The organism is Clostridium sp., assembly GCF_036639235.1.
Lineage (GTDB): Bacteria > Bacillota > Clostridia > Clostridiales > Caloramatoraceae > Clostridium_AB.
The window spans coordinates 1-20958 of record NZ_JAVWJB010000034.1; the positions used below are offsets into that span (position 1 = coordinate 1).

General features: G+C 33.8%; 23 protein-coding genes. 22 read left to right on the forward strand and 1 reads right to left on the reverse strand.

Annotated elements, in window-relative coordinates; translation table 11 throughout:
* The 4 genes from RR539_RS08155 to ftsX form a co-directional block, all read left to right on the forward strand.
* Positions 1–463 (forward strand): Ger(x)C family spore germination C-terminal domain-containing protein (locus RR539_RS08155; RefSeq protein ID WP_332483639.1); only part of this gene is annotated, 463 nt, incomplete at its 5' end.
* Positions 464–634: 171 nt separating this feature from the next.
* Complete coding sequence (gene spoIIR, locus RR539_RS08160; protein ID WP_332483640.1) at positions 635–1276, forward strand: stage II sporulation protein R; 642 nt, start codon at positions 635–637, stop codon at positions 1274–1276.
* A gap of 192 nt (positions 1277–1468) precedes the next feature.
* Positions 1469–2683, forward strand: coding sequence for a murein hydrolase activator EnvC family protein (locus tag RR539_RS08165; RefSeq protein WP_332473501.1), 1215 nt, complete (start codon positions 1469–1471; stop codon positions 2681–2683).
* 59 nt (positions 2684–2742) lie between these two features.
* Positions 2743–3663, forward strand: a complete 921-nt coding sequence (gene ftsX / locus RR539_RS08170; RefSeq protein ID WP_332473502.1) for a permease-like cell division protein FtsX — start codon at positions 2743–2745, stop codon at positions 3661–3663.
* Between the two features lie 51 nt (positions 3664–3714).
* Here the strand turns inward: ftsX and RR539_RS08175 are convergent, their stop codons facing one another.
* Complete coding sequence (locus RR539_RS08175; protein WP_332483641.1) at positions 3715–4851, reverse strand: MGDG synthase family glycosyltransferase; 1137 nt, start codon at positions 4849–4851, stop codon at positions 3715–3717.
* Positions 4852–5106: 255 nt separating this feature from the next.
* Here RR539_RS08175 and sleB point away from each other — a divergent pair, with 255 nt between their 5' ends.
* The 18 genes from sleB to RR539_RS08265 all read left to right on the forward strand — a co-directional run bounded on the left by sleB (position 5107) and on the right by RR539_RS08265 (position 20940).
* Complete coding sequence (sleB, locus tag RR539_RS08180) at positions 5107–5814, forward strand: spore cortex-lytic enzyme (RefSeq protein ID WP_332473504.1); 708 nt, start codon at positions 5107–5109, stop codon at positions 5812–5814.
* Positions 5815–5826: 12 nt separating this feature from the next.
* A complete protein-coding gene (gene ypeB / locus RR539_RS08185) occupies positions 5827–7185 on the forward strand; it encodes a germination protein YpeB (protein ID WP_332473505.1) in 1359 nt (452 codons plus the stop codon).
* A 149-nt stretch (positions 7186–7334) separates the two neighbouring features.
* Positions 7335–8138 (forward strand): glutamate racemase, encoded by an 804-nt coding sequence (gene murI / locus RR539_RS08190; protein WP_332473506.1) that lies wholly within the window; start codon positions 7335–7337, stop codon positions 8136–8138.
* A 91-nt stretch (positions 8139–8229) separates the two neighbouring features.
* Complete coding sequence (locus RR539_RS08195) at positions 8230–8658, forward strand: DUF1934 domain-containing protein (RefSeq protein WP_332473507.1); 429 nt, start codon at positions 8230–8232, stop codon at positions 8656–8658.
* A gap of 238 nt (positions 8659–8896) precedes the next feature.
* Positions 8897–9292 (forward strand): hypothetical protein, encoded by a 396-nt coding sequence (locus tag RR539_RS08200; RefSeq protein ID WP_332473508.1) that lies wholly within the window; start codon positions 8897–8899, stop codon positions 9290–9292.
* Between the two features lie 30 nt (positions 9293–9322).
* Complete coding sequence (gene fsa, locus RR539_RS08205; RefSeq protein ID WP_332473509.1) at positions 9323–9967, forward strand: fructose-6-phosphate aldolase; 645 nt, start codon at positions 9323–9325, stop codon at positions 9965–9967.
* 87 nt (positions 9968–10054) lie between these two features.
* Positions 10055–11050, forward strand: a complete 996-nt coding sequence (locus RR539_RS08210; protein WP_332473510.1) for a pyruvate kinase — start codon at positions 10055–10057, stop codon at positions 11048–11050.
* Between the two features lie 143 nt (positions 11051–11193).
* Positions 11194–12150 carry a class II fructose-bisphosphatase gene (glpX, locus tag RR539_RS08215; RefSeq protein WP_332473511.1) on the forward strand — a complete coding sequence of 319 codons (957 nt, stop codon included), beginning with the start codon at positions 11194–11196 and terminating at the stop codon, positions 12148–12150.
* A 428-nt stretch (positions 12151–12578) separates the two neighbouring features.
* Positions 12579–14021, forward strand: coding sequence for a transcription termination factor Rho (rho, locus tag RR539_RS08220; protein ID WP_332473512.1), 1443 nt, complete (start codon positions 12579–12581; stop codon positions 14019–14021).
* Between the two features lie 184 nt (positions 14022–14205).
* Positions 14206–14418 (forward strand): 50S ribosomal protein L31, encoded by a 213-nt coding sequence (gene rpmE, locus RR539_RS08225; RefSeq protein WP_332473513.1) that lies wholly within the window; start codon positions 14206–14208, stop codon positions 14416–14418.
* Positions 14419–14490: 72 nt separating this feature from the next.
* A complete protein-coding gene (locus tag RR539_RS08230; protein WP_332473514.1) occupies positions 14491–15078 on the forward strand; it encodes a thymidine kinase in 588 nt (195 codons plus the stop codon).
* Positions 15079–15109: 31 nt separating this feature from the next.
* A complete protein-coding gene (locus tag RR539_RS08235; protein ID WP_332473515.1) occupies positions 15110–16006 on the forward strand; it encodes a DUF1385 domain-containing protein in 897 nt (298 codons plus the stop codon).
* Positions 16000–16845, forward strand: coding sequence for a peptide chain release factor N(5)-glutamine methyltransferase (gene prmC / locus RR539_RS08240; protein ID WP_332473516.1), 846 nt, complete (start codon positions 16000–16002; stop codon positions 16843–16845). The genes RR539_RS08235 and prmC overlap by 7 nt, the downstream gene beginning before the upstream one ends.
* Positions 16846–16951: 106 nt before the next feature.
* Positions 16952–18019: a peptide chain release factor 1 gene (gene prfA, locus RR539_RS08245; RefSeq protein WP_332473517.1), complete on the forward strand. Its 1068-nt coding sequence runs from the start codon at positions 16952–16954 to the stop codon at positions 18017–18019.
* A 59-nt stretch (positions 18020–18078) separates the two neighbouring features.
* Complete coding sequence (locus RR539_RS08250) at positions 18079–18444, forward strand: hypothetical protein (protein ID WP_332473518.1); 366 nt, start codon at positions 18079–18081, stop codon at positions 18442–18444.
* A 2-nt stretch (positions 18445–18446) separates the two neighbouring features.
* Positions 18447–19073: a hypothetical protein gene (locus tag RR539_RS08255; protein WP_332473519.1), complete on the forward strand. Its 627-nt coding sequence runs from the start codon at positions 18447–18449 to the stop codon at positions 19071–19073.
* 60 nt (positions 19074–19133) lie between these two features.
* Positions 19134–19865, forward strand: a complete 732-nt coding sequence (locus RR539_RS08260) for a ZIP family metal transporter (RefSeq protein WP_332473520.1) — start codon at positions 19134–19136, stop codon at positions 19863–19865.
* Positions 19866–19884: 19 nt separating this feature from the next.
* A complete protein-coding gene (locus tag RR539_RS08265) occupies positions 19885–20940 on the forward strand; it encodes an L-threonylcarbamoyladenylate synthase (protein WP_332473521.1) in 1056 nt (351 codons plus the stop codon).
* The last annotated feature ends 18 nt before the right edge of the window (positions 20941–20958 follow it).

Here is a 20958-nt window from a genome sequence, read left to right on the forward strand (position 1 = left end):
AACTATGAGTTCACGTGAGGTACGTGGATATAAGTTTTTTCATGGTGTAGATAGTAATATTATGGAGTATATGAGAATTGAGGATACATTAACAAGCTTTAAAATGACTAAAGTTGAAAAATATATACATTTTACAGGAGACGAGAAGAATATTAAGTTTACTGTTAAGTATAATCTATATGGTGGTGTTACTAACTATGCATTCCAAAAGCAGATTTTTGATAATAAAACAGCTAGAGATTTAGAGGATAAGGTTATTCAACATATGAGTAGACAGTTAATAGAAATAACAGACTACTTCCAAAATGAGATAGGCCTTGATTATCTAGGATTTAATGAATATATGATTAAATATCATCCTAAGGTTTATAAGGCTAATAAGGACTGGGATACTGCATTTAGAAATGCAGAAATTGATTTTAAGGTTGATGTAAACATTCAAAGATTTGGAGATAGCAAGTAAATAAAATAGGTGGTTTTAAAGCTAATAAGCTTTGAAACCGCCTATTTTTAGTTAGATATATAAGAGATATAAAAATTATTATTGAGTTTCTTAAAAAATTTTTAAATGATATGTATAAACTTTTGAAAATGTGGACAAGATTATAATACAAAGGGTTAAGGGGGAATAAACATGATTAAGGAATTTATAAAAAGAAATTCAAAGAAATTAATAATTACTTCTCTAGTAGCAGCTACAGTAGTAGCATCTGTTGGAGGTTATATATATACAAAGCAGAATGAATTTAAGAATAAGGTGGTAAGATTCCACGTTTTAGCTAATAGTGATAGTAATGTTGACCAAGCTGTTAAGCTTAAGGTTAAGGATGAGGTTATTAAGTACGTGCAGCCTCTACTTAAAGAGAGTAAGTCAATTGAACAGTCAAAGGATATACTAAATAGTAATAAGGATAAGATTATCGCTATTGCTAATAAAGAACTTTCAGATAATGGACAAACCTACACAGCTTCAGCTAAACTTTCGAAGTTTGACTTTCCAGTAAAGAGTTATGGAGATATTGTTTTCCCAAGTGGAGAGTATGAGGCTTTTAGAATAGTTTTAGGAAATGGAGAAGGTAAGAACTGGTGGTGTGTAATGTTTCCTCCACTATGCTTTATAGATGTAAAGAATGCTGTTGCAGATAAGGAAATGCAGTCAGAACTTTCAAAGGTTTTAACAGATGAAGAACTTGAAAAGGTTAATGCTAAAAAGGAAAACACTAATGTAAAATTCAAATTTAAAGCTGTTGAGGTTTTAAAGGGATTAATGAATTAGCCCCCCAATAAATTTATATAAATGGATGTCCTTCAATGTAAGGCATCCATTTTTTAGTGTTTTTTGTATACTTGTAATGATTTTTACTTTATAATATAATTTTTATAACTAGAAAGGAGGGGTAATTTGTCATTTTAAGTTATAAATTCAGGAAAAATGATTCTGGATTGCTCTTTAAATAGGAGGATAATTATGAAAAAAGTTATTGCAAGTTTATTAATTGTTACTATGATTTACAATATGTTTACATATACGGAGCTAGGGGTAGCCAAGGCTTCTAAAAATGAAATATCAAATAAAAAAGAAGAGATTAAGGATTATCAAAACAAATTAGAACAAACAAAGAAGGATAGAAAGCAAATTGAAGCAGAGGCTGCAAAGCTTGACCTTGAAGTTGAGACTTCAGAGAAAAAGCTTAAGGAATTAACAAGCAGAATTACTGTTTTAGAAAAGGATAATAAATCTATCCAGGAAGAAATTAAAAAAAGCCAAATCAAAATGGATGAAAACTATAAGATTATGGCTGATATAATTAAAATAGAATATGAGCAGCAATCAGTAGGATATATATCACTACTTCTTGAATCAAAGAGCTTTAGTAACTTTTTAAGAAGGGTAGAGGTTGTTTTTGGTCTGATTAAAAACAACGATAAGGTTATAAGTGAAACGAAAACACTCGAGGAAAATTTATCAGCTAAGAAAGCGACATTAGAATCACAAATTAAAGAGTTTGAAGCTAAAAAGGTTGAAGCTACTAAGGAAAATGCAAATCTTCAAGCTTTAAAGATTAAGAAAAAGTCTGAGATAGACAAGCTTATATTAGCTCAAGGTCAAATATCATCAGATATTAAGTTAAGCCAGAAGCAACTGGATGAACTTGAAAGTTCTAGGGAAGATTTAGAACAGGAAATTAAACCAAATCCAGGAGGTGGTTCAACTGGAGGAGGCTCAACTGGAGGAGGTTCAACTGGTGGGGGCTCAACTGGAGGAGGCTCAACCGGAGGAGGAGACCAACAGGGAGGAAACTTCTCATGGCCAGTACCAGGGCATAAGTATATATCATCTAAGTTTGGATATAGAAAGCATCCTATTTCAGGACAAATGAAGCTTCATTCAGGTATAGATATACCAGCTCCTGCTGGTACACCAGTTGTTTCAGCAAGTTCAGGTAAGGTTGTAATGTCTAAATACCATAATGCATATGGTAATTTTATTGCTATAGATCATGGTGGAGGATTAGTTTCATACTATGCACATAATACTGAAAGACTAGTTTCTGTTGGAGACACTGTTTCTAAGGGGCAAAAAATTGCAACTGTAGGTACTACAGGGTACTCAACAGGAAATCACCTTCATTTTGAAGTAAAGAAAAACGGTCAATTTGTAGACCCTGAGGGGTATCTATAGGATTAAAGTATAGATTTAGTATAATACGTAGCAAATATAACTTTAAGGAGGACTAGCTTTTGAAGTTAAATACTATAAAGAATCTTGTTAAGGATGGAGCGCGGGGACTACTTGTAAACAGGTTAGTTTCATTTGTTGCAATAACAACTGTTTTTATAGCCTTAACAATACTTGGAGTGTTTTATTTAGTTGTAGATACAACTAATACTAATATAAATAATTTTCAAAAACAGGTTGAGGTTGTTGCCTTTATAAATAAAGGTGTTAGTGAGGATAAAATAAACTTTATAAAGAGTGAAATTGAGAAAATGGACAATGTTGAGAAGGTGGAGTATATATCATCTGATAAGGGATTGTCACAGTATAAGGATAGTTTTAAAAATGATGGCGATAGGGACATGCAAAGAATACTTGATGAGGTTGTAAAGAATGAGGAAAATCCAATTCCATCTAGTTTTGAAATAACAACAAAGTCTCCAGAGACTAACAAAGAAGTAGAGAAAAAGTTAACTACCTATAAGGAAGTTTATAAGGTTAATGACGGAAATATAGTAACTGAGTTTCTTCAAAAAATAAATAAGTATACAGCTGTTGTAGGTGTTGTGCTTATGAGCGTACTAGCTGTTATTTCTGTAGTATTAATCTCTAATTCTATTAAGGTTACTGTGTTTGTTAGAAGAAAGGAAATAAGTATAACAAAATATATTGGTGCAACTGACAACTATATAAGACTTCCATTTGTTATTGAGGGATTGTTAATTGGACTTGTTGGGTCAATATTAAGTATAGTAGTTGTTACAATTGTATTTGTAGGGGTTTCACCTACTGTAATAGCATCACTTAGTGATATGATGGGTGAATTTATTATGCCATCAGCTAAGGATGTAATATTTATGTTAACTCCCATATCTGTAGTTACAGGAACACTAATAGGTTGTATAGGAAGTCAGTTATCACTTACTAAATACCTAAATATATAAAATAAATATGTTAACACATAATATAAAAATAAGGTGTAATCTCAATTGAGATTACACCTTATTTGACTGTTTATAATTATTTGCGGTCTCCACAATAAGGGTTGCTATATCACGTGTTGAGTTAGGTTTAGATTTTTCTAGGGCCATTTCTCTCATGTGATTTAAACGTAGCTTGCTTCCATATAACTGATGTATAAGATGAATTAGCTCACTATGGTCCTTAACCCGTGCGGCAATCCCATTATTAACTAGATAGTCTGCATTCTTCTCTTCTTGACCAGGAATAGTAGAGGTAATAATAAGTGGTAGTCCCTTAACTAAAAGCTCTGCAATAGTAAGTCCACCTGGCTTTGAAACAAGAATATCACTTGCAGACATATACCTGTGTATTTCGCTTGTAAATCCTAATATAACCGTATTCTTAAGTGTTCTAGACTTAAGCTGTTCTAATTGTTCACGAAGTTTGTTGTTATTACCTGCACAGATAATAAATTGTATATCAAGATTACTAAAACAAAGTTCCTTATATATATCAGGTATGTTACCAATGCCAAGTCCACCACCCATTAAAAGTAGGGTAGGCTTATCTATATCAAGGTTAAGTTCTCTTAAAACTTCCTCTCTATTAATTGGTTCAAGGAAAGAATTCTGAATTGGGATGCCAAGGGGATATATACTACCCTTAGGAACTCCTTTTTCTCTAACCTCAGGAATAAAATCATCATGTGGGATAACATATCCATCTATATGATTATGGAACCAAATACTATGGGGTGCATAATCGGTTAATATTGCAATAGCTGGAATATCTACCTTATGCTTCTTCTTAAGAATAGATACCATTTCAACAGGAAATGGATGTGTACAATATACAAGGTCAGGCTTCTTACGTGCAATAAGCTTCTTAAGCTTAATAGATAAAATATCGTTAACAAATCCTGAAAAATTAGAAACAGCATCCTCTGTTTCTGCGTATTCATAAAGCTTACCGTACAATGCAGGGGTATTCTTAACACTTGTTAAGTATCCTCCAACAACAACCTTATTAAGAACTGGGTTAATGTATTTTAACGTATCAAATATTTCAACTTCAACATTATCATAATGGGTGGTTAGGTAGTCTTTAATAGACTCAGCAGCTTTATTATGTCCATTACCAGCAGATACTGTAAGAGCTAGAATCTTCAATTTAATCAACTCCTAAATATTTAATATAATATAATATCTTGATTATATCCCTAAGTATATATTTTAATCAATTGAAACCTACTATACTTAACCAAAAGGTTAAGATATATTTAATATTTCTAAAAATTCCTGGTGAAAATTAATATTTATAAAATGGATTTTTAATAAATTTATTTAAAAAAATTTGAGTTTATAGAATAAAATAACTTTTTTTGAGGAAAATAATCCTATATGTGTGATTTAGGAGGTTATTTTATGAAGAAGTTATCCTTGTATTTTATGTTATCACTTATTGTTGCGTTCTCAGGGTTATCTATTATAGGTTACAAGAAGTACACAGCAACTATGCCTACAGTTACATACAACGTAGGGGCTAGTTCAAGTGCTATAAAGGAACTCGAAGAGAGGCTTAAGTGGCTAGGGTTCTTTGAGGGAACCCCTGATAATTATTATGGATATGATACTTTCAATGCGGTTAAGAAAGTGCAGAAAGACAGAGGTCTTAAGGTTGATGGTATTGCAGGAGATAAGACTCTAGCTACCCTTGGAATATCTGTTGAAAATGGAGGAAGTAATAAGGTTCCGGAGAATACTAGCCCAGGGGATATTAGCCAAACTGATGAACTACTTCTTGCTAAGGCTATTAATGGAGAGTCAAGAGGAGAGCCTTATGAAGGGCAGGTAGCCGTTGGTGCTGTTATTATGAATAGGGTTACTGACCCAAGATTCCCTAATTCTATACCTAGTGTTGTTTATGAACCAGGAGCATTTTCATCAACTAGAGATGGGGAGATAGATAAGAAACTTGAGAGTTCACCTAAGAAGGCTGCACAGGATGCACTTAATGGATGGGACCCATCAGGAGGGTGTTTATATTTCTATAATCCAGCTAAGACTAAGAATAAGTGGATATTATCAAGACCTATTGTTAAGGTAATAGGCAACCATAGATTTACTAAGTAAGGAGTGATAGCTATGTTTAGAAAACAGAATGTAGTAGCCCTTCTAGTTATTATACTTGTTATTGGAAGTGTAAGCTTTGGAATAGTTACATATTCGGAGAATAAGGTGTATAAGAATTATCTTAAGGCACAGTATCAGATGAATTTATATAATTTACTAGAGGATGTTAAGGATATGCAGGTTTCCTTAAGTAAGGTTACTGTATCAAGCTCCAAAGCTCAAAGGGCAGTGTTATTTGACCAAATATCAAGGGAGGCTAATTCAGCAAAGGATATGCTACATAGCCTACCTATTGCACATGAAGCTATAGGTAATACCTCTAAGTTTTTATCTCAGGTTTCAGACTATACATATATGTTAGTTAAGTATCCAGAGAAGTCAAATGTTATTAGTGAAGATACTAACAAGGTAATTGATGGCCTTAAGAATTATTCAGCATATTTGACCCTTCAACTTAAGGCCCTTGAAAGTGAGATACTTTCAGGAAATTTTGACTGGGAAACTATACGTAATCAAGTACAAACAGTATCGGATCCTAAAATTAAGAATGCTGTAGATACTAAGTTTAATAACATTTCAGGTCAGATGCAGGAATATCCTACTATGATTTATGATGGACCATACTCAGATAATGCACTTAATATTAAGCCTAAGATTCTTAATGAGAAGGTAGTATCAGAGGGGATTGCACTTGAAAATGCTAGGGGCATTTTAGGTAGTGATAGGGTTAGTTCTATTAAGGTATCAGGTGAAACTAAGAACAACGCACTACCTGCATATTCTATTACTGCAGCTCTAAAGGGACAAGATGATTCTACAGTTCATATGGATATTAGCAAAAACGGAGGTAAGCTAGTATATATGATAAATAACAGAGCAGTTGGAGTAGGGAAGCTTAATATGAAGCAGGCAATTTCTGCTGGTACTAAGTTTATTAATAATAATCCGTACCCTAAAATGGTTCCACTTTACGCTATGAAGTATGATAATACAGCTGTTATTAACTATGTTTATGTTAAGGATGGAGTTATAGTTTATAGCGATCAGGTTAAGATTAAGGTAGCACTTGATAATGGAGAGGTTATAGGTGTTGAGTCACACACTTTCCTTAAGGATCATAGCAGTGATAGAAATATTGAGAAGCCAACCTTAAACTACAAGGCTTTAGCATCAGAAATATCTAAGAAAGCTAAGCTTAACAGTGTAAGACTTGCATTAATTCCTATAGATGGTTCAAAGGAAGTTCTTTGTTATGAATATGTAGTTGAGAAAAACTCAGAGAAGTACATAGTATACATTAATGCTACAACTGGTAAGGAAGAAAACATACTTAAGATTATAGAAACTCCAAATGGAGAACTTACAATGTAATTAGAGTATTATTTTTTAGGTAAGGGTTACTACATTTAATGTAAGTAGCCCTTGCTTTTCATTGTGAAAAAATTCTACCCTATGATTTAGTTTGTGATATAATAAAAAGGTTAAAATACAAGATGAGCATATAGAAGGTGGGAAGTTATATGAGAAGGCCAATAGGGGTTTTTGACTCGGGAATTGGAGGACTTACTGTTGCTAAGGAAATAATGGACATACTACCTAGTGAAGATATAGTTTATTTCGGAGATACTGCAAGGGTACCTTATGGTAATAAATCAAAGCTTACAATAGAGAAGTTTTCCCTTCAAATATCAAGGTTTTTAGAAACTGAAAATGTTAAGGCAATAGTTATAGCATGTAACACTGCCTCAGCCTTTGCACTAGATGCTGTTAAGGATAAATTTTCTGTGCCTGTAATTGGGGTTATAAACCCAGGGGCAAGAGCAGCGGCGACTACAACTAAAAACAATAAAATAGGAATAATCGGCACAGAGGGGACGGTTTCAAGTGGAGCCTACTCAAAGGCTGTTGAAAATATATGTAATGAAATAGAAATTTTCTCAACACCATGCCCACTTTTTGTTCCAATAGTTGAAGAGGGATGGAGTGAGAAGGAAGTTTCTTATATGATAGCTAAGGAATATCTACAAAACCTAAAAGAAATAGGAGTAGATAGCTTAGTTATGGGATGTACACATTATCCATTACTTAATAATGTGGTTCAAAGAGTTATGGGAGAAGATGTTACACTAATTAACCCAGCACGTGAAACAGCAATTGAACTTCGCTTAATACTTAAAGATCTTAATATACTTAATAGTGAAGGTGATAGGGGTATATATAAATACTTTGTAAGTGATAATGCTAAAAAGTTTGTAACTGTTGGGGAAAGATTCCTAAATCGTAAAATCGAAGATATTGTTGAGATAGATATAGAAAGATATTAATTTAGATTATAGATAAACAAATTTTTCATAACAGTCTGGTGTTTTTATTAGCAGATTGATTAATTAGTGTTTATTTTGGAGGTAATTATTAATGGACGATTCAATTAAAGTACTTATTTCGGTAAAGACTATTCAAACATTTGAAGATGATATTGATGAGGTAGAGCTTGTAACTGAGGGAACATTTAAGAATATGGGAGACTATTATTTAGGGGAATATGATGAAAGTGAGATTTCTGGAATGAAGGGAACTCACACAAGAATTGAAATTTACCCGGATAGAGTTAATCTTATACGTGAAGGTTCTACAAACTCTAATCTTTCATTTAAGTTATTAGAAGATCATGTTAGTTTATATGGAACAAAACATGGTGCATTTGAGGTGGGTGTAAAAACTAGAAAAATTAAAATAGATATTACAGACGAAGGTGGAGTTATAGAACTTGACTATATAATCGAAACTAAGAAGGTAGCTGTAAGTCATAATATACTTACACTTACAATAACTAAGTTAGACTAAAGTTAATATTGTGAATAAGTATAGCTCACTATTTAAATAGTAAATTATAATGTGTGGATTATGTTAATAATTGAAGGCTTCAAATTTAATTTGAGGCCTTTTTTGGTGTATTTAATGTGTTTTTTAGGGTAAAACTATAAAATGTATTGAAATTATAGTTTTTTTGATAGTTTTTTGTGAAAAATAAAAGGAATTTCCCTTTTTATAAAGAATAAACATTAATATGGAGGTGAATTATATGATATTGAATGCAGATGGTAAGATAGCTGTTAAGTGCAGTGAATGTTCAAAGTACAATGTTTCTGATTTTAATATATTTAATATGAAGGACAATAATATTTTAAAGTGTAGCTGCGGTAATGACCTGGTTCTTATTGGGTCTAGCCTATCGGATATCATCTTAAAGATTAAGTGTATAACTTGTGACACATATCATATATTTACAGTTAAGAGAAGAGATATACTAGAAAAAAACATTAACATAGTTGCATGCCCTAATTCGGGAATGGAAATTGCCTTCTTTGGAAAAACTCCTTATATTGATGATATTATTGAAAAATACATGAATGATATGCTAAACTTACTTAAGTATATAGGGATTATAGATAATAAATCAAAAAGGGTTCTAAAATAATTTTAGGAATATTTTATGGGAGGTACATTCGTGAAACTATTTATTGATACAGCGAATATTGAAGAAATTAAAGAAGCAGAGTCATGGGGTATTATTTGTGGTGTTACAACTAACCCATCACTAATAGCTAAGGAAGGTAGAGACTTTGTTCAAGTAGTTAAAGAAATTACTGACATAGTTGATGGACCTATAAGTGCTGAGGTTATTAGCCTTGAGTCAGAGGGCATGATTAAGGAAGGCTTAGAACTTGCTAAGATTCATAGCAACATAGTTATTAAGATACCTATGACCCTTGAAGGTCTTAAAGCGGTTAAGGTTCTTTCAGCTCAAGGGATTAAGACTAACGTTACTCTTATATTCTCAGCAACTCAGGCACTACTTGCAGCTAGAAGTGGAGCTACTTACGTTAGCCCATTTGTAGGACGTCTTGATGATGTTTCACAGGATGGAATTAAGCTTATAGAGGATATTGTATCTGTTTTTGAAATCCACGGTATAGATACTGAAATTATATCAGCAAGTATAAGACATCCTATGCATGCTCTTAATAGTGCAATCGCAGGAAGTCATATAGCAACTGTACCATTTAAGGTTCTTAAGCAGATGAGCCAGCATCCTCAAACTGATATTGGAATTGATAAGTTTATGAAGGACTGGGAAGGCTTCATAAAGTAATTATACTTATGCTCTTTTGGGGAAACCAAAAGGGCTTTTTCATTACATAATATAAAAGAGGTGTACATAATGTATATAGTTTGTTCTATGGGCCCTAAAATAAATACGATAGATGATATTGGTAGACTAGTAGAGAGTGGAATGACAACTTCAAGGTTTAATTTTTCCCATGCTCAGTATAGTAAAATTGAAGAGCTTATAATGGGAATGAAGCGTAGATACCCTGAGGTTGAAATTATGCAAGACCTTCAGGGAAATAAGCTTCGTGTTTCTAGGGATTTTTCAGGGGAACTATTTGTTCGCAGGGATGATATAGTTATCTTTTGTTTAGAAGACCTATACAAAGCCCGTGTTAGAACATCAAAATACCCTCTTATACCGATTAATTATCATGGTAAGTTTTCAGATCTTTTAGGTGCTAAGCAGATTTTTATGAAGGATGCTACTATGCAGTTTAGAATAATTAAAAAGGATCAGAAGTTTATTATGGCTGAGGTTGTTAAGGGAGGAATAGTTAGGGCAGAAAAGGGACTTAACCTTCCTGGAATCGATAGAAGTAAATTAGAGATTTCGCGAAAAGATAGACAGGATATTGAGTGGGGTCTTAAAAAAGGTGTAGATATTATATGTGCCTCATATGTATCTACGAAGAATGATATTTTAGAGGTTAGAAAATACATAGAGGCATGTAAAGGAACTAAGAACTTTAGATATCCTAAGGTGTGGGCTAAGGTTGAATGTAGTGAAGCCATTGAAAATTTTGATGAAATATTAGAGGTTAGTGACGGTATAATGCTTGGTAGGGGAGACCTTCGTGCAGAAATACCACTACACATGATGCCTATAATTCAAACAAGTCTTTTAAGCAAAATGGAAAAAAGTTTAAAGCCATTTGTAATTGCAACTTATGTACTTGAATCATCTAAAAAAGAGAGGATTCCTACTATCGGAGAAATAAGTGATATATATCACTCAATTAAAGCAGGTGCAAATGGGTTTATGCTTGCAGGTGAAGTTGGGATATCAAACAATCCATGCTTTGCGGTTAAAATGTTACAAAAGCTAATTAATTCATATAAATAAACTATACTATTAGGTCAATAATATAGCACATATGCTATTTTTATGTTAAATAACACGTGGTTTAGTTGACATGGTTTTATAAAGATGTATATAATTAATATTATATGAATTGGAATGTTATAGCACATTAGGAGGATATTAATATGGATAGAGATCTAGCCCTTGGATTAGTTAGAGTTACAGAAGCAGCTGCACTAGGTTCAGCAAAACTTATGGGTAGAGGCGACAAGATTGCTGCGGATCAAGCTGCAGTAGACGGAATGAGAAAAAGCTTTGACCTTTTAAATATTAGAGGAACTGTAGTTATTGGAGAAGGTGAAATGGACGAAGCTCCAATGCTATATATAGGAGAGAAGGTAGGACACGGTGATGAGCAGTCAATTGAAGTTGATATTGCTGTTGACCCACTAGATGGAACTAGCCTTGTTGCAAAGGGAGTTCCAAATGCAATTGCTGTTGTAGGTATAGCTAGAAAAGGATGCTTACTTCATGCACCTGATATGTACATGGACAAAATAGCAGTAGGTCCTAGAGCAGCTGGATGTGTAAGTCTAGATGCACCACTTAGCGAAAACATTATGAATGTTGCTAAGGCACTAGGTAAGAAGGTAGAAGACGTTACTGTTATTATGCTAGATAGAGAAAGACATAGCCATTTAATGGATGAGGTTAGAAAAGTAGGAGCTAGAATGAAGCTTATTACTGACGGAGACGTTGCCTCAGCTATAGCAACTGGATTTGAAGACACAGGAGTAGATATAATGGTAGGTATTGGTGGTGCACCAGAGGGTGTTATTGCTGCAGCTGCTGTTAAGTGTCTTGGTGGAGACATGCAGGCAAGACTTTACCCAGAAAACGATGAGGAAATTGAAAGATGTAAGAAGATGGGGATTGAAGACCATACTAAACTTCTAACACTTGAAGATCTTGTTAAGGGTGATGAAGTTTACTTTGCTGCAACTGGAGTATCAGATGGGGATCTACTTAAGGGAGTTGTTAACTACAAAAACGATGTGGCTAAGACTCAATCAATAGTTATGAGAGCCAAGACTGGAACAATTAGATTTGTTGATACAATCCACAATCTTAGCAAGAAGTAATTTAACTTATATAGAATTTTAAAGTTGGCACTTATGTGCCAACTTTTTTAGCTTTAACATAAAATTAACTGTTATATTAGAATTATTTTATGTTAAATTTCAAATTGTAAAGAGGATTTTAGGAATATAAGTTGAATATAGTATTTAGGTAGTATGTTTTATGATAATTTAGGGTTAAATATCTAAAAAAATGGCAAAACTTATAGACAAAATATGAATAATTTGCATTTTATATTTAACTTTACTTTTATTATTGTCAACTATAAAATATATAAGTAAAATATATTTTATTTCTTAGGTTTCCTATTTTTAAAAAATGTCGTTTAATCATATCTAGATTGTATGTCGGATTTGATATTTTCAATTTTATTTTTGAGTTTTAATTAAAGTGTTTATATATATTACATATGGGATAACGGAGGTGCGTTATGAATTTTGAGTCTTTAAAAGAAAAGACATTAGACGAACTGAGACAGTTAGGTAAAGAAATGGGTATAAAAGCTGTTTCTAAGTACAGAAAAAGTGAATTAATAGAGCAGATTTTAGGGAATAATAAGCAAGAAGAAGTTAATGAAGAAGCTATTCCAGAAGTTATAGAGAAGGTTATAGAAGAAGAAGTTAAGCCAGCTATTGAGCTTGTTGAGAAAATAGCCCCTAAAAACAGACCGACTACAAATAATAATATGAAGCTTCACGATATAGATGAAGACAAAAGACAGAAGATGCAGTCACTATTACAGGATGCTGATACTGTTCAAGGAATTTTTGAACATATAGATAATCAATCATATGGATTTTTAAGAATAGATAATTACCAGCAAGGTCAAAGAGATATTTATGTATCTCCATCACAGATTAGAAGATTCGGTCTTAGAACAGGAGATAAGATTAGGGGGAAGGCTAGATACCCTAAGGAAGCTGAAAAGTATAAGGCACTTGTATATCTTCAAGAGGTTAATGGTATAACTCCTGACAAGATATCAAGAAGAAATCATTTTGATGATTTAACGCCTATATATCCAGATAAGAAGCTTAATCTTGAAACTATAAGCAGTGATATGGCACCAAGACTTATAGATATTCTGTCACCGGTTGGTCGTGGACAAAGAGGTATGATAGTTGCACCTCCTAAGGCAGGTAAAACAGTACTTATTAAGAAAATAGCAAATGCTATTACTAGAAATCACCCAGATGTAGAACTTATTGTTCTACTAATTGACGAAAGACCTGAAGAGGTTACTGATATGAAGGATAGTATTAAGGGTGAGGTTGTTTACTCAACATTTGATGAGGAGCCAGACAACCATGCTAGAGTTGCTAAGCTTACACTTGAAAGAGCTAAGAGACTAGTTGAGCATAAGAAGGATGTTGTTATTCTAATGGATAGTTTAACAAGACTTGCAAGGGCATATAACCTAATTATTCAGCCAACAGGAAGAACTCTTTCAGGGGGACTAGACCCAGGTGCATTAACTCAGCCTAAGAAATTCTTCGGAGCTGCAAGAAACGTTAAAGAAGGAGGTTCTTTAACAATACTTGCTACTTCTCTTGTAGAAACAGGAAGTAGAATGGATGAGGTTATATTTGAAGAGTTTAAGGGAACAGGTAATATGGAGCTTCACCTTGATAGAAGACTTCAGGAAAGAAGAATATTCCCTGCAATAGATATTAATAGATCAGGAACAAGACGTGAGGATCTACTTCTTACAGAGGAAGAAATTGCTATTTCAACATCAGTTAGAAGACTACTTTCTGGAAGTGTTTCACATGAAGCCACAGAAAAGCTTCTAAACATAATGGCTAAAACCCAGTCAAATGAAGAGTTTGTTGAGATTTTCCCAAAAATTGCAAAGAACGAAAATCTACTGTAAGAGGTTGCTAATAAATATTGCCTATGTTATAATGTTAGAGTTGACATGAACGAAGGCTGTTGTATAACACGGTTTTCGGGGAGTTTGACCTACGATTAGACAGGTTAATGTCTGTTAAGAATGTTAATCTACGATTCTGTAGAAGCTTAAAATATTAACTAACGGTAAGAAAGAGGTGGAACGCATGAGAGAAGGAATTCATCCAAACTACAACAACGAATCAGTTGTTAAATGTGCTTGTGGTGAGTCTTTTACTACAGGTTCATGTAAAGATGAGCTTAAGGTAGAAGTATGTTCAAAGTGTCATCCATTCTTCACTGGAAAGCATAAGGTGCTTGATACTGGTGGAAGAATTGAGAAGTTCATGAAGAAATACAACTTATCAGAAGAGAAATAATAAAGGGCCGGCATTACCGGTCTTTTTTTATATCTAAATTAGCTTATAAAGTTCAGAAAAAGGTGAATTAAGATGAGTAAATTATACTTTAGATATGGTGCAATGAACTGTGGTAAGTCTACTGCCTTAATTCAAGTTGCACATAATTATGAAGAAAGAGGCATGAATGTTATTGTTATAAAGCCTCAGGTAGACAGCAAAGGTAAAGATAGTATTGTTTCGAGAATAGGGGCCACTCGTAGGGTAGATAAGCTTATTGATGTGGACTTTAATATATATAACTATGCATGTGGCTTAATAGAAAGGGATAAGAGACCTGATTGTATATTAGTAGATGAGGTACAATTTCTTAAGTCATGTCAGGTAGACCAGCTACTACATATAGCAGTTAAGCTTAATATTCCAGTGGTATGCTATGGGCTTAGAACAGATTTTCAGATGAATGGATTTGAAGGAAGTACAAGGCTTCTACTAATAGCCCACAGCATTGAGGAACTTAAGACTATATGTAGATGCGGCAAAAAAGCTACCCAAAATGCAAGACTTATTAATGGGGAATTTGTATTTGAAGGGGAGCAGATTGCTATAGATAGTTTTGATAAGGTTTCATACGAATCTGTATGTAGTGAATGCTATATTAAGATGAGGGGAATTCAATAATATCTATTTTATATTTATTGAGGAGAGGGTTATGTCTAAAAAAACTAATATAGGCGGCCAGGCAGTTATAGAAGGTGTAATGATGAGGGGACCTAGCACTATGGCTGTAGCTGTACGCAGGGAAGATGGTACAATATACGTTAAAAAAGAAAACAAAACCCCTTTAGTTAAGAGGAATAAGTTTTTATCTCTACCTATTATAAGGGGAACAGTTGCATTAATTGACTCCTTAATAACAGGCATGAAGACATTAACTGATTCTGCTGATATTGCAGAGGGGAATGAGCATAGAGTTGGTGAGAAAAAATCTACAAAGGATAAGTTAATACTTGGAGGAACTCTAGTATTATCATTTGGGATATCCCTACTATTCTTTGCACTTTTACCAACAGTGATAGCAGATCTTGCAAGGCATGTTACAGGAAGCACTATTATAATTAACTTATTTGAAGGTTTAATTAAGGTTGTTATATTCCTTTCTTATATATACTTTATAGGAAAACTTGAGGATATTAAGAGAACCTTTATGTATCATGGTGCAGAACATAAAACCATATTCTGCTATGAAGCAGGGGAAGAACTTACAGTTGAGAATGTTAAAAAGTTTGGTAGACTTCATCCAAGATGCGGAACTAACTTTATGTTAACTGTTATAATAGTAGGAATTTTTGTGTTTTCAGTATTTGGTTGGCCAAACCTTACACAAAGAATTATACTTAGAATTATACTGCTACCACTTATAGCTGGGATTTCATATGAAGTTATTAAGTGGCAGGGAGGGTGTGATTCAGCACTTTCAAGGATAATAGCGGTTCCAGGGCTTTGGCTACAAAACCTTACAACTAGGGAACCAGAGGATGAGCAGATTGAAGTTGCTATTAAAGCACTTGAAGCTGTTGTTAAAGAAGGAGAAGATGATAGATGGTAAAGTTATTTGAGGCTATTAAAGAAGGGGCAGATTCACTTGGTGACTCGAGTACTCCATTACTAGACTCTCAGCTTATAATGTGCCATGTACTTAATGTTGATAGAAGCTATCTTTTTATGAATAGGGAAATTGAACTTAAGGAAAAAGACCTTAAAGTATTTACTTCCCTTATAAAAGAGAGACAAAAAGGGAAACCTTTACAATATATAACTGGTTATCAGGAATTTATGGGACTTAACTTTAAGGTGGAAGAGGGTGTATTAATACCAAGATGCGATACTGAAACTTTAATTGAAGTTATACTTAATAAGATCCATGTTAAGGATCCTTTTAAGATAGCTGATGTTGGATGTGGAAGTGGAGCTATAAGCGTTACACTTGCTAAGATGATAGAGACAAGTATAGTGTATGCACTTGATATTATGGATACTCCACTTAAGATAACTAAGGAAAATGCTGAGCTTAACGGTGTAAGTGATAGGGTAACTATTCTACGTTCAGATAAGCTTACAAGTCTACTAGACAGCACAGAGAAGCTTGACCTTATAGTATCTAACCCACCTTATATTAGAACCAAGGTTATAGATACTTTAATGACGGAGGTTCGTGACTATGAGCCTATGTCAGCCCTTGATGGTGGAGATGATGGTCTTATATTCTATAGAGAGATTACCTCAGAGGCATTATGTCTTCTTAATGAGGGAGGATATCTTGCATATGAGATTGGACATGATCAGGGTGAGGACGTTAAACAAATTATGGAGTCAGCAGGATATTATGACGTAGAAGTTATTAAGGATCTTCCAGGACTTGATAGGGTAGTTATAGGTAGAAGATAGGTTTTAAGAAATTTAAGAAATTACTTGTAATTACATAATAAGGTGTTTAAAATTAAAAATTATGTTATAATTAATAGTCGTAAACTTATAAATGGAGTGAGGAATTATGTTAGATAAGTTAGATTTTATAGAAGAGAAATATGAAGAATTATCAGCTAAGATTAGTGACCCAGAAATAGTTGCAGATAGCAATCTATTCCAAAAACTATGTAAAGAGCATAGTTCACTTGAGGAAATAGTTCTTAAGTATAGAGAATACAAAGATGCAGAGAGAAGAATTGCAGAAGATAAAGAAATGCTTCAAGATAAGCTAGATAGAGATATGAAGGAGCTTGTTGAAGAAGAACTTAAGGAGCTTGTTGTTTCTAAGCAAGTGCTTCAAGAAGAACTTCAACTACTACTACTACCTAAGGACCCTAATGACTCTAAGAACGTATTCGTTGAAATTAGAGGGGGAGCAGGTGGAGATGAAGCTGCTCTATTTGCTAGCGTTCTATTTAGAATGTACACAAGATATGCAGAAAGACAGGGCTGGAAAACAGAAATTATGTCAGCTAACGAAACTGGTATCGGTGGATTTAAGGAAGTTGTATTTATGATTAAGGGACATGGAGCTTATTCAAAGCTTAAGTACGAAAGTGGAGTACACAGAGTACAAAGAGTTCCTGAAACAGAAACAAGTGGTAGAATCCATACTTCAACGGCGACTGTTGCAGTACTTCCTGAAGTTGAAGATGTAGAAGTACAGATCAACGCTAACGATATTAAGGTTGACGTATTTAGAGCATCAGGTAACGGTGGACAGTGCGTTAATACAACTGACTCAGCTGTTAGAATGACCCACCTTCCTACAGGAATTGTTGTTTCAATGCAGGATGAGAAGTCACAGATCAAGAATAGAGAGAAGGCTCTTAAGATTCTTAAGGCTAGAATATACGAAATGGAACTTGCTAAGCAGCAAAGTGAAATTGCTAAGGACAGAAAGAGTCAGGTAGGAACGGGAGATAGAAGTGAGAGAATTAGAACTTTCAACTATCCACAGGGAAGAATTACTGACCATAGAATAGGACTTACTGTATACAGAATGGATGCATTCCTAGATGGAGATATAGATGAGGCTATTGATGGACTTATTACAGCAGATCAAGCAGAGAAGCTTAAGCAGTTAGGCTAAAATTTATGCCCTCTAATCCAAATGGATAAGGGGGCTCTTTTGAATATAGGGAGGAAGTTATGAAGGAATTCAAAGTAGATAGATTTGTGTATTTTCTTTTTCCTTTATTAATAGTTGGTATTATGATATTATACTTTTCTATGTTTTTTAAAGTAATGCCAACACACATTAACGCAATCAACATAGCAATTGACATAATCCTGATTATGGTTTACCTGAGACTGTTTGTATACGATATAAATATAGATGGACTCGGGATTAACTTTAAAGGAGTTCTTAGAAAAAAAAGAATTTTAGTATCTGAGCTTAATGTTATGAAGCAGGGAGGAATACTTACCCTTATAAAATCAGAGAGGGGTAGGTTCTTTGTAATAACATTTAAGAGGGATAAGGAGTCTTTAAAGAATATGTTTAAGGATGTGTAATAATGGGAAGTGAAAATACATTAGGTATCAAAAAAACCTTAAAAAAGGAAAGTTTCAGTAGAAAGCGTGATATAGGAATAAGTATAGCCTTAATGATAATTATGGTTTACCTTGTTACTGTATTAAGTGGTGCAGGAATTCTAGAAGGGTTTGATTCTTATTTTTCATTTATTTATGTTATTGTTGTAGACTTTCTTCTACTACTTAACATTGTTAAGGTACTTTCAGAGGAGAAGATATCATTTGAGGTTGAAGGTGATAAACTTAAAATAGGTGGAGGATATATTGATAGTGGATATATTGTGCCTATGGACAGAATTCTTTATGTTGATGCTATAAGTGACAAAAGAGGAGACTTTAATGTTCTTATTGTAACTAAAGCAGGTGGACGTAGAAAATACAAACCTCTAACAGAAAATGTAGTTAAGAAAAACACGTATCTTCGCTCAACTTATAGTGAGGTTAAACATCTATATGAAGATGAAAGTTTAAACTATCTTGAAATCAAAAAAAGCGGTTCAAGAAAGTATTATCTACTATACGCAATGTATAAGTCACAATACAATATAAATTTTTCTAAGTCAGCTATAGAACACATTAAAAAGTTTATGGTTGAATATAAGCTTTAAAGAATATAATTCCTAGAATATAAATAGATTAATACATATAAGTATTTTAGGAGATGTAATTTGTTTAAGGTTTTAATAATTACCCTTATAGCAGGTGGAGTGTCCTTGTTTGGAACCCTTTTAGGAGGGATAATAGGAACACTTTTCAAAGGGAAGAATAACGCAATTATATCAAGTATAATGTCAATAGCAGCAGGGCTTATGATTTCTGTTGTTACATTTGATCTTATACCTGAGGCAATACATATGGGTGGTATTAATCAGGCTCTTATAGGAATAGTTATTGGAGTTGCTTTCGTAAGCCTAGTTGATATATTTTTACCATCTACTGACTTTATTAAGTCTAAGGGAAGTCACATAAAAACATCAATACTTCTTGCAATATCACTTGCAGCACATAATTTTCCTGAGGGAATTGCTATAGGCTCTTCCTTTGCAGCAGGTCAAAGTCTTGGTATAGGACTTTGTATTGTTATAGGACTTCATGACATACCAGAGGGTGCAACAGTTGCAGCACCACTACTTAGAAGTTCTATGGGAAGAGGTAAGATACTTCTATTAACTGCATTAACCGCACTACCTACAGCGGTAGGAGGAATGTGTGGTGCGCTTATAGCAGATGTATCAAGAATGTTTATATCAATTTCCCTAGGGTTTGCTGGGGGGACAATGCTTTACATAGTTTGTGGAGAATTAATCCCAGAAAGCAAAAATCTATTTAAAGGAGTTTTCTCAACAATATCAGTAATTATTGGTGTAATACTAGGGCTTATTATTACTACTATTGTTTAAGGGAACTTAGGAGGAGAAAATGGATACTAAGGTTTATTATATAAGTAAGGATGAATCTGTTATTAAGGAAGCAGCAAACTGCATAAAGGCAGGAAACACTGTTGTATTCCCAACGGAAACAGTATATGGGCTGGGAGCAAATGCCTTAGACAAGGATGCCTGTGATAAGATATTTAAGGCTAAGGGAAGACCACAGGACAACCCACTTATTGTCCATGTTGCTGATAAGGATATAAGTGAATATGTTAGCGAGGTTCCTTTTAGTGCTAAGAAGTTAATAGATAAGTTTTGGCCAGGGCCATTAACTATAATACTTCCTAAGAAGGATATAATACCTATGGAAGTAACAGCGGGACTTAGTAGCGTTGCTATAAGAATGCCCCTTGCTAAAATAGCAAGAGATATAATTAGAGAGTCAGGAGTCCCAATAGCTGCACCTTCAGCTAATTTATCAGGTAAGCCATCACCTACTACAGTAGAACACTGTATTCGTGATCTATCAGGTAGAGTTAGTATGATTATAGGTGGAGATGTTTCAGAGTGTGGACTTGAATCAACAGTAGTTGAAGTGGCTTCTGATAAGGTAATTATACTTAGACCAGGTGCTATTACACTTGAGATGATAGAAGAAATGGGACTTAATGTTGAGATTGACCCGGCTATTATGAAGACTTTAGAGGGGGTTGCACCAAGATCTCCAGGAATGAAGTATAGACACTATGCACCGGAATCAGAAATGGAGATAGTTATGGGAGATTCTAAAGACGTTGTAGATTATATTAACTGTAACACTTTAAAGTTAACAAATAGTGGTAAGAAGGTAATGGTTATATCTACAGCTGAGAATCTAGATAAGTATAGTAGTGAATATGTTCTTAATATAGGTTCAAGAGATAACCTATCAGAGGTTGCATCAAGATTATTTGATGTACTTAGAGAATGTGATAAGGTTGGAGTAGATGTTATATATAGTGAAGGATTTAGTGATGAGGGAGTAGGTATGGCTGTTATGAATAGACTTCGTAAAGCTGCATCTCATAGAATAACTAACCTTAAAAACGTTAATAATAAATAAAAAAGGTTCAAGCTAAGC